Genomic DNA, 15175 nt, shown 5'->3' with positions numbered 1-15175 from the left:
CTTTAGGAACTCTTATTACTTCTGTTTTAAAAGCTTTATTTTACGCTATTAACAAGTTGCCTCATGGAGTTTAACTGAGAAGATAGCTCATTAAACCAATCCTCATCTCCTGTTGAGAGGGCCAAGTCAATTAGAAAGTGAATCTGTTCTTTGTTTGTCACTTTCGAATCAGGTATTTTCTTTACGTTTCTATTTAGCATTTGAATAGACTTTCCAACAGTCGTATTATTATCTGAAGTTATGACATTTACCTTTACTACTTCATCAAGATTAGTAAATGATTCAACATAACCTATTACTAATTCTCCTTGCAATGATATACCTTTAACCCAGTCACCTATTTTTAAAATAGAATCATTATTTATGTTCATTTTATTCCACCTACTTATTTAGATTTATTAATTAAAAAACTTGTGATCATTACAGCCCTTAAAACAAACTGTAATTTTTTTTGTTACATTTCGGATAAAAGAAGGCTTAGCCTTCACTTTTTTAGCTGCTTACTTCTCACTTTTAATATGATCGACAATGTCCTTAATAGTGTATTGCTTTAAATAACCCCCAAGATGTTTTTCTGCACCTAAGAAAATATTAAAAAGAACATTTTGCATATTTGCCCCAACAACACACTTTTCATTTGATTCTGGGCACTTAGGTTGCAATGCCCCCTCAGAGGTGATCATATAAATGTCCCATAGATTTACTTCATTTAAATCGATGGCAAAAATAAATCCACCACCAGTGCCTTCCTTCGATTTTATAAATCCATGCTTTTTTAACAAACTAAGCACTTTACGAATACGAACTGGATGGACACAGGCACTCCCTGATATTGCATCACTTGTTGACATCCGATCCGGCTGCAGCGCAAGATAAGTTAAACTATGAATGGCAAGAGTGAAATCACTATTCATGGTCTGCCTCCTAAAATCGTTAATTTCTTTATATATTTCGTGATTATATTTAGTACTGCAATAAAATGTGTTAGAAAACGGACCTTTAATTATTAAAAAAAGTTATTAATTAGCTACTTTTTGTGAATTAATGTATGTGAATGTTCGTAGTTTACGAGGAAGAAAACTACGAATTTCTTCTTCATTATAACCAACCTGTAATCTTTTTTCGTCAAGGATTATTGGCAGGCGCAACATTTTGGGATTATTTATGATTAATTTATATAATTCATTCAGTGGGAGAGAATCAATATTTATATTTAATTCTTGAAACGTTTTTGATTTTTTCGAAATAATTTCTTCAGTACCAGTTTCTGTCATGCGAAGAATAGATTTAATCTCCTCAAGTGTAAGAGATTCATTCATAATATTTTTCACAGTATAATCAATCTCATGTTCCTCTAACCAAGCTTTTGCTTTGCGACAAGATGTACAACTTGATGTTACATATAGATTCACCATTCTTTTACACACTCCTTATATTTAAAATGTAATAAAGAAAATTACAGTTAGGATAAAAAACTAGTCAGTATATATTATCTAATAAAACAAATTGTTTGGTTCCTTACTCAATTTAAATGAGTATACTGTAATTTTATTATTTACAGTTAAAAGTGTCAACTATATTTTAAAAATTTAAATGATGGATTGTATTTTATACTGAAACGAAATACAAAAATGAAATAAAAATTAAAGTGTAAAAAGTTAGTTTATTTTGAAATTTCTAAGTATAATAGAATGTACAATTAAAATAGAACGAGAATTTTTAGAGGTGGAATATGAGCAAACTAGAATTTTTTGAAATAGAGACTAGTCGATTAAAACTTAGAAGGTTTAAAGATGAAGATGTTAGCAACTTTTATAAATATCGTTCAAATCCCGATGTTGCGATTTATCAAGGCTGGGAAAATTATACATATGAACAAGCGACTGATTTTATCGAAAAGCAAAAGTCAGCTGAAATGAATATTCCTGATTCATGGGTTCAGGTTGCGATTGAAAATAAAATGGATGGTCAACTAATAGGGGATATTGGAGTACACACTTTATCAATTCCTAAAAATCAAATTGAAATCGGCTTTACATTAGAGCCAATGTACCAAAATAAGGGATATGCCTTTGAAGCATTACAAGGGATTCTTGATTATTTATTTAATGAATTAAATAAAGAAAAAATAAACGCAATCGCTGATCAGCAAAATTCATCCTCAATTAAATTATTAAGAAAGTTAGGATTTCAACAGATAAAAATAATAGAAAATTCATATTTTAAAGGCCAATATGTAAATGAAATTATGTTTGGACTATCGAAAAATGATTGGAATAAAAAGTAGGAGCTGGGAATGAAATGAACTTCTTTAAAGGAGCATTGTATTTATCATTGGCCGCAAGTATTTGGGGTATGACTTATGTTGTCAGTAAAGTAGTATTAGATCGTATTTCCCCATGGTTATTACTAGAAATGAGATTTCTTTTAGCATTATTAACATTAGGAGTAATCAGTCTTACCCAAAAAAGCTGGAAAATTAATAAAAAAGATTTGGTTCCTCTCGCAGTTATTGCTTTAGTCGGGTATACTGGTTCAATTGGTTTCCAGTTTGTTGGTACTAAGCTTTCAGGCGCAGCAATGGGCTCATTAATTACTTCAGCTTCACCTGCATTAATATCATTATTTGCATTTTTTATTTTAAAAGAAAAAATTAATAGTCGTAAGATCGTATCGTTAATTTTAGCAACAATTGGCGTAATCGTTGTAATAGGATTACCAAAAGGTGGATCAAATTTAGGTGCATATTTTGGAAATCTCATACTAGTAGGAGCAGCAATTACTTGGGCATTATATACAGTTCTAAGTAAAGTTCAGACTAGTAAATATTCATCATTAACCGTAACAACTTGGGCGACTGTATTTGGCGTAATTTTCACATTACCATTTACAATTATTGAACAAAGTAAACACATTACTCACTTACCATCAAATGGATGGATTTGGATTGGTGTCATATTCTTAGGAACAATCTCAACAGCAGGTGCCTTTTATCTTTGGAACAAAGGATTTGAATTTATTGATACTTCCACAGGGTCATTATTTTTCTTTTTACAACCATTGATTGGTACGATATTTGGCTATTTTTTATTAAATGAAGAAATTAGTCCTTCTTTTTTCATAGGAAGTATTCTAATAGTAGTAGCAGTGTATTTATCGATTAAAGAACCTAAGCAGAAAACGACACTTCAATATAACTCGAAAAAAGCATGACACATTTTAAAGTAGTTGGTATACTCAACTGCTTTTTTTATTGGCTAATTTACTTAAATATACGAATCTTAAGATTAGATGAATTGAATTTTTTAAATACAGACTTTTATATTTATTTAAATTGACAAATGTAGTTAAGATAAATAATATAAATCTTGTACGATACATCGTATAAGATGTATTTTACTTAGAAGTATTTTGTTGGAGGGATTAAATGGTAGAACGACCAGAATTTATTCGTGAATCAATCGATTTTTTACAGCGTTTTTTAATGAAAAGCCTTCAAAAGCATTCGGAGGAACATGGCGTTACAATTCCACAAGCAAGAGTTATTGGCGAAGTGTATGCTCATAAAACAATGAGCATTAAACAACTTTCTAAAAATCTAAAAATGACGCAAAGTACTGTTTCAGATATCGTTGAGCGTCTGACTACAAAAGGCCTTTTATTGAAAACACCAAATCCAAAAGATAAACGTTTCGTGGAGATTTCTTTACCTGAAAATATTGCAGATGAAATACACGGTAGCATTACTGAAATTGCAAATAAGTCATTAAATAGTGCATTAAGTCTTCTAGACCATGATGAACAAGAGATTGTAGAGGAAGGAATGAAATTATTAGTTACAGCTGTTAAGAAAAAGATGGAGACAGATGGAATGGATAATTATGAATTCTTTGACGTATTGTACTTTCTTGATGAGGAAAAAGGAAAAAAAGAGAAATAAAATAATGAAGGAGGGGACCGAGTGAACAAAATCATAAAGGGTCGTTGGATCATTTTTTCAATTTGGTTAATTGCTACAGTTTTGTTAACAGTTCTTCAGCCTGACATAAATGCTATTCTACGGAATAAGGGACAGGAAGGAGCGAATAGCGATTCACCCTCTGTTATGGCAGATCATATCCTCAAAAAAATGGATACTGCAAAAGGAACGAATAATCTGATTGTTTTTTATGATAAAAATAAAATTTCGAATGACGAAATGGACAAAATTAGTGATGCTGTTAAAGGAATACGAGATAGTAGTAAAGAACTAAGAATTTCGGAAATCATTGATCCTTTTAGTATTCCTAATGCAAAAAGTTCATTAGTCTCAAAAGATGGCACCACACTAATGGTGAGCTATAAGCTAGATAAGAACGGAAGAGAAATAGATGATATAAAAAAACAAATAGATAATAAATTAAGTAAGGTACCAGTTGAATATTATCTAAGTGGTGAAGATTTTATCAATAATGATTATTTAAAAGCTTCGCAAGCGGGAGTAGAAAAAAGTGCTGCTTTGACAGTTATTTTTATTTTAGTCGTACTTGTTATTGCGTTTAGGTCGATCGTTACACCATTTGTATCATTGATTGCGGTTGGATTTTCTTATCTATGTTCAATGGGAATAGCTGCTCAATTAATCGATAAAGCTGGATTTCCGATTACAAGTCTTACTCAAATGCTACTAATTCTTATTCTTTTTGGGATTGGTACTGATTACAACATACTCCTTTTTAATCGTTTCAAAGAGGAACTTTCACTTGGACATTCAGTTGATGAATCAATTGTAAACACATATAAAACGGCTGGTAAAACAATTGCCTATAGTATTTTAACTGTGTTCATTGCGTTCCTAGCACTTGTATTCGCAGAGTCTCCAATTTATAAATCAGGTGTAGTAGTTGTAATAGGTGTATGTATATTATTACTAGAAATTCTAACGTTAACACCATTTATTATGAAGGTATTAGGAAAAAAACTTTTCTGGCCATCTAAAAATGTTGGTGGACACAAGGAAAATAAATTTTTTGGTAATTCTTCTGCTTTTGCCATAAAGAAACCGATTATCACAATTGTCGTAATACTATTGATTTTAACTCCGATGGTCTATTCCCATCAAGAAAAGCTAAACTTTGATACAATTGGAGAACTGGGTAATAAATATCCTTCATCAAAAGGATTTAATATCGTTTCGGATCATTTTGGTAAAGGTCAGGCAATGCCTGCAACAGTCGTTATTGAAAACAACCAGGCGCTTGATAATAATCAATCACTTGCAGTAATTGATAATGTTACTGAAAGACTAAAGAAGATAAAGGGTGTTAAGCAAGTATCTTCAGTAACACAACCTGAAAGTAAACAAATTGATAGTTTTTATGTTGATAGCCAAATGGGTACAGTGACTGATGGTATTTCAAAAACAAAAGATGGAGTTAACGCAATACATGACGGATTAAGTTTGGCCCAAGATAAACTAGGATCAGCAGATTTTTCGAAGGTTAACCAAATGGTAGATGGAACAACGCAACTACAAAATGGTGTAACAGCATTAAGTGGTGGGTTAAAACAAATTCAAGCAGGAATTGGTAATGGTTCTAGTAATTCTCAAACGATCTCTAGTGGTATAGCAACGATTGAAACGAATCTAAGAAAAATGAGTAGTGGTGTATCATTATTAGCAAAAAATTATAAGAAAATGCAATCGGGTTATAAAGAAATAGGAACTCATTACCAAGAATCAGCACAAGCATTGCTTGGTCTAAAAGGCGCAATTTCTCAAATGCAATCAATGGTGACAGCACTAGGAAGTAGTTATGCAAATTCAAAAGATGATGTAAATTACCAAACATTAAAGCAAACAATTGATCAAACAGTTGCTTCATTAAATCAAATTACTCCAGAAGGAATCAAAGCATTAAATGATAATTATAATGCTGTAACTTCAGGTTTTGCTACTGCAAATAGTAATCTTTCTAGTATGAGTAATGGCTTAACTCAAATGGCTGATGGCTTGAAAAAGCTTGAAAGTGGCTTAAGCGATGCATCATCTGGAATCGGAAAAATTGTCACAAATATGAATAAAGTATCAGATGGACTTGGTCAAATGAAATCGGGTCAGAAACAGCTAGTAACCGGCATCAATGGATTTAGTACTTTCGGGGAAAAACTATCAGATGTAAACGGTGGGTTAGAGAAAATATCTGACGGATTAGGAAAGACAAATGATTTCTTAACACAGTATAATTCCAATAAAACGTTCTTTATTCCAAAAGAAGCATTGGCAGATGAGAACTTTAAAAAATCAATCGACATGTTTATGTCAAAAGACAGAAAGATTACAAAGCTAACAATTGTTATGGAGAATGATCCATATTCAAAAGAATCTTTAAAAACGATCAATAAAATAAATTCAGCTGTTAAAAATGGACTTAAAGGCACAGAACTTTCAAATGCAAAGTCAGGTGTTTCAGGTCCAAGTGCTACAACAAATGATATGAACAATATTTTGAGTAGTGACCTAAATAAAACAACAACCATCGTTATAATTGGGGTTTTACTTGTATTATTCCTAGTGATAAAATCATTCTGGACACCAGTATTTATTACTGCATCACTTTTAGGAGCATACTACTGCGCTATGTTTATGATTAATTATATTTTCATAGATTTGCTAGGATACGAAGGAATATCTTCTTTTGTTCCGTTCTTCTCTTTCATAATTATCGTAGCTTTAGGCGTGGATTATAGTATCTTCCTAATGATGAGATTTAAGGAATATACTCATTTGGCACCGAAAGAGGCAATCGTATTAGCATCTAAGCATACTGGTGGAGTAATTATTTCAGCGGTAATCATACTTGGAGGTACATTTGCTACACTTATGCCATCTGGAATCCTTTTATTGTTTGAATTAGCAATAGCGGTAATAACTGGTCTAGTCGTCCTTTGCTTTATATTATTACCAATCTTTTTACCAGCAATGATTGCATTGCCAGAAGCATTGGCTAATTTATTTTCAAGAAACAAGGAAGCTAATGTTGAAACAGAAAAACATGTAATTTAAAAGAATAATAGATTTAGTTGAAAAATGCCGACTTACTATCCAAATAATAGTAGGTTCGGCTTTTTTTTAGGCTTTTTTTTTGTATTCATTGTTTCACTTTTGGAAAAAAATGTATAATAGATAAATAGAATCTGTTCTAAGGAGCTTTTACATGTATGCCATCTTAAGAGACATTACGAAATTATTTATAAAAAAACAAGAAAAACTACTTTACTCTTTAAAAGGTAAACTAAATCCTGATTCTTCAAGCCCACTTGAATCTACCTATGAAGCCATTTATAAATCATGTTTTAAAGATGGTTTAGGTTGTAAGGTTGTGTAATTAATGTGGAAACAAATTAGTAGAAAATTTTCCTTACCTTTTTTAATCATTTTTTCTATCCTAATTGGCTTGTCAGGTTGGTATGAAATTTATCAACATTTTTTTAGTGAACGGGGGATTGTTCGACTAAACTGGCATGTTGATATTGAACAACCTACGTATTCAAAAATAATCTTAGATGAAACAGCTCCTTTGAGTGTTGATGGACCAGTATATACCCAATATACATACAATAAAAAAACAATCAAAAAACTAAAAAAGAAAAAGTATTGGATTAAAGTATCAAACAATAATATTAAAAATCTCAATCAACGAGTAACTGAATATAATAATTCAATTTTAAATATCCAGTACATTCAATGAAAAGTAGACAAAACCTATTGAAAAATCCTGTTGTTATTAACGATAATTGTTATTACTACGTAAAACGCGATAAAGAAAAACAAGATCAATATGCAATTTTTATCCTAAATCGAAGTGAGAAAAAACTTTACTTACTTGAATATTATTTTTAATTGAATTATTAAGATGAAACGATAAAACCGATCAAATCGAGAATACTGAATGAAAATAGCAACTTCTCCAAAAAGTTAAATTACCATTAAAAAAAGTGGATGCTAGAAGCATCCACTTTTATATTAATCAACTTGTATTTCATTATTAACATCAAGAGCTTCAACTAATTCTAATTCCTCATGACGTTCTTTAAAACGGTTGAAAGTAAATTCGTTTGCAAATAAGAATAGTGGACGTTCGAAACGGTCATATACAAGCATGTTACGCATATCTTGATATTTCTTAAGTCCTTTTACGTCGTCTGTTTTAACCCAACGAGCAATATTATAATCAACATGGTCTTTACGGATATCAGATCCATATTCATTTTTTAAGCGGTATTCAAATACTTCAAATTGAAGTTGACCTACAGCACCTAAAATGACCTCATTAAATTCATTTTTATAAACCTGAATTGCACCTTCTTGAGCTAATTGCTCAACACCTTTATGGAAGTGCTTAGATTTTAATGAGTTAACTGGGCTAACACGTAAGAATAACTCAGGTGGGAAAGTTGGTAATGGCTCAAAGAATAATTTCTGTTTGCTAGATGTTATTGTATCTCCGATTTGATAAGTACCTGAATCGTAAATACCAATTACGTCACCAGCATATGCACGGTCGATTGTTTCACGGTCGTTAGCCATCAATTGAGTTGATTGACTTAATTTAATTTGTTTTCCTGTACGAGAAAGCATAACATTCATTCCGCGTTCAAATACGCCAGAACAAATTCGTAGAAATGCAATACGATCACGGTGAGCAGGATTCATATTAGCTTGAATTTTAAATATAAAACCACTAAATACTTCATCAGTTGGATTAACTTCACCATTAATTGTTTTACGAGGTCCTGGTGCAGGTGACATATCTAAGAAATGATTTAAGAATGGTGTTACCCCAAAATCGACTAATGCTGTTCCGAAGAAAACAGGAGTAAGTTCCCCAGCTCGAACTAAGTCTAAATTGAATTCATTTCCTGCACCTTCTAAAAGATCAACTTCATCACGTAAATTTTCTAAATTGGAAGGTTCTAAATGTGCTTCTAATTCAGAACCATGAACGCCATCTTGACCAAGTTTAATCACTTCATCTTTACGGAAAAGATGAACTTCATTTTCTAATCGATCATAAACACCTTCAAATTGCATTCCACTACCGATTGGCCAAGTAACTGCAACAGAAGGCATACCTAGAACTTCTTCTAATTCTTCCATTAATTCTAATGGATCTTTAGCTTGACGGTCTAATTTATTCATAAAGGTAAAAATAGGAATACCGCGTAAACGACAAACTTGGAAAAGTTTCTTAGTTTGTGCCTCAATACCTTTTGCAGCATCAATTACCATGACTGCAGAGTCAACAGAAGTTAGTACACGATATGTATCTTCACCAAAATCATTATGACCAGGAGTATCCATAATTGATACCATTTTTTCATCGTATTCAAACTGCATAACAGAAGAAGTAACAGAAATACCACGTTGCTTCTCGATTTCCATCCAGTCAGATTTTGCATATTTTGAATTTTTTTGAGCTTTTACAGTACCAGCTTCACGAATGGCTCCACCATGAAGTAGTAATTTTTCAGTTAAAGTTGTTTTACCAGCATCCGGGTGAGAGATGATCCCAAAAATACGGCGTTTAGCAACTTGATTAATTAATTCTTTATTTGCCATCTATTATAAAGTCCTTTCTAAATCAAAGATCATAATCAAATTTTTACATCTTATCTATTATACTAGAATTCAGCGTTTGATGAAACATTTAGTAACTAAGTTATATACAAAGTATTTCCAAGATTTCCAAGTTATGAAATAAGAATTTTCTTTTTTATCGTTTATTTTGTAATTTTATATAATTCATTCACTAATTTTAGAACATACAACCGATACAATTCTACTTTTTTCAAAAAAATTTTAACAAAAATATTGTAGGAACTGGTTTTGTAAGTATGAAGTAGGTCTGTTGCATCACCAATACCAGGTCTCCAATCTATTTAAAAGTTAAATATTGTATTACTGGTAAAATTATTTCAAAAAATTAGCGAAAAATTCCATATAATATAGACAAATTACAATAAGTTAGGAGATGAAGTGATGACATTTACAATTAATCCGATTGCTTTTGTTAAAAATTCAAGAAAAGAAATTGAAGACGATCACTGGGGTTCAATTATCTCTGAAATCGAGTTAGCAGAGGAGTTTAATGAAGAAGCATTAAGTGGAATAAGTGATTTTTCACATCTAGAGATAATTTTTTATTTCGATAAAGTGACTGATGAAATGATTCAATACAATGCTAGACATCCTAGAAATAATATTCATTATCCAAAGGTTGGAATTTTTGCTCAAAGGGGTAAAAACAGGCCAAATAAATTAGGTCTAACATTAGTCGAACTATTAAAACATAGTGGTCGCATTCTTAAAGTTAAAGGGTTAGATGCCATCGATGGAACGCCAATCATTGATATCAAACCAATTATGAAAGAATTTCTTCCAAAAGGGGAGATCAAACAAGCAGAATGGTCAAAGGCTTTAATGGAAAAATATTGGTGAAAAAATTTAAAAAATGATGAAAGAGTTGTCTCAAATGATTTATTTGGGAAACTCTTTTTTTGCTTTTATATTATGAACAGCTAAACCGAATTTTGGTTATTTTCTTATTAAAGCAATTGTTGAGGTGACACTTACTTCGGCATTGCCTGATCTAATTTAAATTCTACAAATAATTAAAAATTTTTAATTTGAAATTTAGTTAGAACAATTATATTAGGCAAAGATAGTGAAATTCCCCCAAATTATTTAATGAGATTTTACATAAAATTACATAAATCTACACTTGGATAAATATAATAACTTTTCTTTTTACTTGATTTTACTAAAATCGACATTTGTTTTAGTTTGTAAAATCCCGGTTTAATGAAAATTCCCCCAATACTTTTCAAGAAAGACTACCGCTATAATTTGAATTGAGTGATTTTTCTAAAAAAACACTTTTGTTTTATCTTATTTTGCAATCTTTCATTTTAGAAAAAGTTGGAGGTTATTTAATGAAGGGGTTAAGTAGTAAATTTTTTCAAACCACATCTGTACTTGTTTTAGCTAGCAGTACAATTTTTGGATCGACTATGATTATTAAAAAGTCAGCTTATGCGAACTCAAATGACGTAGAAAGTATTCTTCAATCTCTTACACCGGAACAAAGAGAAGCTCTTAATCAATTAGAAATTGCTGAATCAAAAACTGGCTTGCAATTATCTGATGACATCGATTTATCGAGTGATAAAGAAGTATCTGTAATTGTTGAATTTAAAGAACTTCCAGCTAAAGTAGCACAGTTAGAGAAAGCTGCAGAAGGGGAGTCTATTTCATTAGAAAAAGCGAAAGAAAATGTAACAAAGTCTCATGCACACTTTAAACAAGAATTACAAGAAAAAATAGGCAAAAAAGAGAAATCTAGTAATGAAGAAGTTCAAATTAAATATACATATCAGAATGCGTTTAACGGCGTTTCATTGACACTTCCAGCAAATCAAATTAAAGATTTGTTAGATTTGGATACAGTTAAAGCAGTGTATAGTGATTCAACAATTCAAATTAAGCCACCTGTTGAACCAGTAGAAGAGAAGGATCAAACAAAGGTAGATAGTTTACCATTTTTAAAGATTGATAAATTGCATCAGGAAGGTTTTACAGGTAAAAATATTAAGATTGGCGTAATCGATACGGGTATTGATTATAACCATCCCGATTTGAAAGAAGCATACAAAGGTGGTTATGATTTCGTCGATAATGATAATGACCCAATGGAAGCAACATACGATCAATGGAAAGCTTCTAAAAAAGCTGAATTTGTTAATGGAAGCGCATATTATACTGAACACGGGACGCATGTTTCTGGAACGATCGCTGGTCGGGGGAAAAATAATTCTGATTATAAAGTAACTGGAGTAGCACCTGATTCAGACCTATATGTATACCGTGTATTGGGTCCTTATGGGTCAGGTTCTAATTCTGCAGTAATTGCAGGTATTGACCGTTCGGTTGCCGATGGAATGAATGTAATTAACCTTTCGCTAGGAGCCTCTATAAACGATCCGTTAGAAGCGACTAGCTTAGCGATTGATAATGCCGTTTTAAATGGGGTAACAGCTGTCGTTGCAGCAGGAAATGCTGGAGATAGTATGTACACTTTAGGCTCTCCAGGTGCAGCGGCACTTGCATTAACAGTTGGAGCGAGTTCTGTTCCTACTAAAGTTACTACATTCGGAAGTAAATTTTTAGTAAACGGTCAAGGTACGGATAGTACTCTACGATTAATGACGAAAAAATGGACAGATGATTTTACTAATTTGTCTGGAAAAACATTTGATATTGTAAATGTTGGAGTAGGTGGTCCAACTGATTACACAGGAAAAAATGTTCAAGGTAAGATTGCATTTGTTGCTCGTGGTACGTATGCACTTATTGATAAAATGAACTATGCAAAGCAAAAAGGAGCTGTAGGGTTAATTATCTACAACAATAATGCTTCTGAAGGACAGATCCCGTATAATTTGGGAGAAAGCAATGATAATATCCCTGTATTTTCGATGACAAATAAAGACGGCTTGGCGGTGAATGATTTATTTAGCAAGGGAACTCCTTCAGTAACACTAGGGGTAATTGGTGAGTCTGAAATTCCTGGTGATGATCTAGCTAGCTTTAGCTCTAGGGGACCATCTGGAACGCTTTATGATATTAAACCTGAAGTAACAGCACCTGGTGTAGATGTTTTATCGACTGTTCCTGCATACATCAATAACAAAAATGATTCAACAGATTATTCTTCTGCTTATATGCGAATGTCTGGTACGTCGATGGCAACTCCACATGTTACTGGTATAGCTGCATTACTATTACAAGCACATCCTGATTATACTCCTGCTGACATTAAAACCGTATTGATGAATACAGCGGATCCGTTAAGAAGTAAATACAGTGTGTTTGAAGTTGGGGCAGGAAGAGTAGATCCTTATGAAGCGATTTATTCACGCATTGAATTAGGAGTTCAAGATACAACGCCATTTATTAAAAAAAATGAAAAAATAACTATTGATGAACAAACTGGTGGACTAAGCTTTGGTTTTATTCCTGTAGATAAAAATGCTATTTCGAAAACTACAAATATATTAATCACAAATCATACTGATAAAATGCAAAAATATAATATTTCGGTAGAATATAATATCGGTACACGCGGATCTTTGGATGCTAAGGCAAACGAGGTAAGTGTTACAGTACCAAAAGACCTTAAAATGAAAAAGAATAGCCAGGAGATGATTCCTGCAACACTTACGATCCCAACAACTGCTAGTAAAGGAACATATGAAGGCTATATTCATGTTGTAAATGAAAAGGATCCAGATGATAATTATCAAATTCCATTTGGCTTCCGTTTAGTAGAAGAAGGCTTTGAATATTTTAGAGCTCATTCACCTAGCATCTCTACAACTCGTGATAATGCACCATATAGCGTTAAGGCGTCTGATTTAGATTTTAAATTAAATTCACCAATGAAAACATTAGATTTTATTTTAGTAGATTCAAAAACTAATAAAGATTTAGGGATAATCGGTACAATTAATGTCTCAAGCGCCGGAGTCGATAAAGATCTCTTTATTCAAAAAGCCTTTAATGGTCGATATTTTCCATTTACAGGTAATGCTAAGAAACCGGTTGGCTACACATCGGTCCTAGCAACACCTGGATTATATAAAATGAAAGTTATTGGTACAAATTTAGACGGGAAACAGTACACAAAAACAGACCAAGTATATATCGATAATAACCGTCCAACTTTCACACTAGATGATACAAATGCACTACCAAAAGGTGATCTTCCATTTGTTGAGTTAGCACCAGGTCAAAAAACAGTTACATTATCTGGTAGTGTTATTGATAATGAAGCAAAGGAAATGGGAACTAATGGGATGAATGTAACACAAGCGACTAATAATGTTTGGTACGGACCTAATTCACCAGCTTATGGTATCACTGCAGATGCCAATGGAAGATTCACGAAAGAAATATCAGTGGATTCTCCAAACCCAGTTTACATGCTTCAATTTGTTGGAGCTGATCGAGCAGGTAATTCAACCAACGCAAAAGTTATTTACTATATGAAACCTGGATCACAATTTATTTATGCTAAACCAAATAAAGAGAGTTTTATGATGGGTGACAAAGTAACTTATACTTTCTATGCTCACGGTTTACAAAATGCAAAAGATTATACACTTAAATTTGATTACACATCAAGATTTTTTAAATCAGTTGAATTTAATAAAAATGCTGCTTTATCCGATGATACACAGTTTACGGCAACCTCAACAGGAACTGGGAGTAAATCAAATACAATTAATATTAAAGCACCAGGTGATGGTTTAAGTGGTGATCTTCCATTATTTGATATGCAAGTACAAACAAATGAAACTGAATTTGTTAATCCTAGTACGATATTTTTCTATATCAATTCATCGAGCTATAAAGATCTTAATGGAAAAACAGTTAGTCCGTATACTCAAGTTGGTTTAATTCCAAGTTATCCGGCTAGTTCAACTGCAACAGCAAAAATCAACGCTGCAGGTTTATTAAGTGCAAATGGCAGTTTTAATTTTGCGATCGACTACACAACAATAGGTGCACAAGCAAAAGCAAAAGATTCAAAAGGTCAATACTATACTGGTGAAATTCAAAAGAATGGAAACATTGTATTCAGTAAACTTCCAATTACGGAACAATTATATACAGTCATCATAGATGTTCCAGGTCATTTTACAACATACACACCTATGGAAATTGGTCGAAAAGATCGTGATATTTTTATTGGTGAAAGTATTTCTTATCCTACTGTAAGAGAAAATGCAGGGGATCTAAATAAAGACAATGTAATTGATATTTACGATGTAATACTTCTTGAACAAAATTGGGGTACGAATAACCGCAATGCTGATATTAATTTTGATGGAAAAGTTGACTCATTGGATTTCAAGTTACTAGAAACTAATTATTTAAAAGAGAATGATTATGTATTAGATACTCCTACTGGTGCTAAAGAGTATAATGGAAAAACAATTGATTCGATTAAGAAGTCTTTAGGAATTAATTAGATTTTGAACCTATCCGATTGGATAGGTTTTTTTTATTGTTGACGTTCTTGAAGAACTAATTAGCAGGTTAATGGAATATGAACAATTTCAGTTTAGTTTG

General features: G+C 32.1%; 12 protein-coding genes. 8 read left to right on the top strand and 4 right to left on the bottom strand.

The annotated features are described in order from the left end of the window. Positions 1 to 35: 35 nt before the first annotated feature. The 3 genes from V5E38_RS10350 to spxA all read right to left on the bottom strand — a co-directional run bounded on the left by V5E38_RS10350 (position 36) and on the right by spxA (position 1415). Positions 36 to 371 (bottom strand): IDEAL domain-containing protein, encoded by a 336-nt coding sequence (locus V5E38_RS10350; protein ID WP_097978622.1) that lies wholly within the window; start codon positions 369 to 371, stop codon positions 36 to 38. Between the two features lie 129 nt (positions 372 to 500). Continuing rightward, entirely contained in the window at positions 501 to 914 is a 414-nt protein-coding gene (locus V5E38_RS10345) for an RrF2 family transcriptional regulator (RefSeq protein WP_097978623.1), read from the bottom strand. 105 nt (positions 915 to 1019) lie between these two features. Beyond that, a complete protein-coding gene (gene spxA, locus V5E38_RS10340; protein ID WP_499213217.1) occupies positions 1020 to 1415 on the bottom strand; it encodes a thioredoxin domain-containing protein in 396 nt (131 codons plus the stop codon). Positions 1416 to 1732: 317 nt separating this feature from the next. Here spxA and V5E38_RS10335 point away from each other — a divergent pair, with 317 nt between their 5' ends. The 6 genes from V5E38_RS10335 to V5E38_RS10310 all read left to right on the top strand — a co-directional run bounded on the left by V5E38_RS10335 (position 1733) and on the right by V5E38_RS10310 (position 7730). Continuing rightward, a complete protein-coding gene (locus tag V5E38_RS10335; RefSeq protein ID WP_499213216.1) occupies positions 1733 to 2287 on the top strand; it encodes a GNAT family N-acetyltransferase in 555 nt (184 codons plus the stop codon). A gap of 14 nt (positions 2288 to 2301) precedes the next feature. Then, on the top strand, positions 2302 to 3213 hold the full coding sequence (locus tag V5E38_RS10330) for a DMT family transporter (protein ID WP_499213215.1): 912 nt from the start codon (positions 2302 to 2304) through the stop codon (positions 3211 to 3213). 214 nt (positions 3214 to 3427) lie between these two features. Continuing rightward, positions 3428 to 3940 carry a MarR family winged helix-turn-helix transcriptional regulator gene (locus tag V5E38_RS10325; RefSeq protein WP_097978627.1) on the top strand — a complete coding sequence of 171 codons (513 nt, stop codon included), beginning with the start codon at positions 3428 to 3430 and terminating at the stop codon, positions 3938 to 3940. Between the two features lie 21 nt (positions 3941 to 3961). Beyond that, positions 3962 to 7045 carry an MMPL/RND family transporter gene (locus V5E38_RS10320; RefSeq protein WP_499213214.1) on the top strand — a complete coding sequence of 1028 codons (3084 nt, stop codon included), beginning with the start codon at positions 3962 to 3964 and terminating at the stop codon, positions 7043 to 7045. 151 nt (positions 7046 to 7196) lie between these two features. Further along, a complete protein-coding gene (locus V5E38_RS10315) occupies positions 7197 to 7367 on the top strand; it encodes a hypothetical protein (RefSeq protein WP_176522658.1) in 171 nt (56 codons plus the stop codon). A gap of 3 nt (positions 7368 to 7370) precedes the next feature. Beyond that, a complete protein-coding gene (locus V5E38_RS10310; protein WP_499213213.1) occupies positions 7371 to 7730 on the top strand; it encodes a hypothetical protein in 360 nt (119 codons plus the stop codon). Between the two features lie 275 nt (positions 7731 to 8005). On the opposite strand, the gene V5E38_RS10305 is transcribed toward V5E38_RS10310, so the two are convergent. Further along, complete coding sequence (locus V5E38_RS10305; RefSeq protein ID WP_097978630.1) at positions 8006 to 9601, bottom strand: peptide chain release factor 3; 1596 nt, start codon at positions 9599 to 9601, stop codon at positions 8006 to 8008. Between the two features lie 420 nt (positions 9602 to 10021). On the opposite strand from V5E38_RS10305, the gene tsaA reads away from it, so the two are divergent. Together tsaA and V5E38_RS10295 are read left to right on the top strand one after the other, a co-directional pair. Continuing rightward, the gene (gene tsaA, locus V5E38_RS10300) at positions 10022 to 10480 is read left to right on the top strand and encodes an SAM-dependent methyltransferase (protein WP_499213212.1); all 459 of its coding nucleotides are present in this window, start codon (positions 10022 to 10024) and stop codon (positions 10478 to 10480) included. Positions 10481 to 10974: 494 nt separating this feature from the next. Next, entirely contained in the window at positions 10975 to 15075 is a 4101-nt protein-coding gene (locus V5E38_RS10295) for a S8 family serine peptidase (RefSeq protein WP_499213211.1), read from the top strand. The last annotated feature ends 100 nt before the right edge of the window (positions 15076 to 15175 follow it).

Source organism: Rossellomorea sp. GAMAL-10_SWC, assembly GCF_049568075.1.
In the GTDB taxonomy this organism is placed as follows: domain Bacteria; phylum Bacillota; class Bacilli; order Bacillales; family Bacillaceae_G; genus Gottfriedia.
The sequence above is the reverse complement of the archived record's forward strand: the minus strand, read 5'-3'. Positions and strand labels throughout refer to the sequence as shown.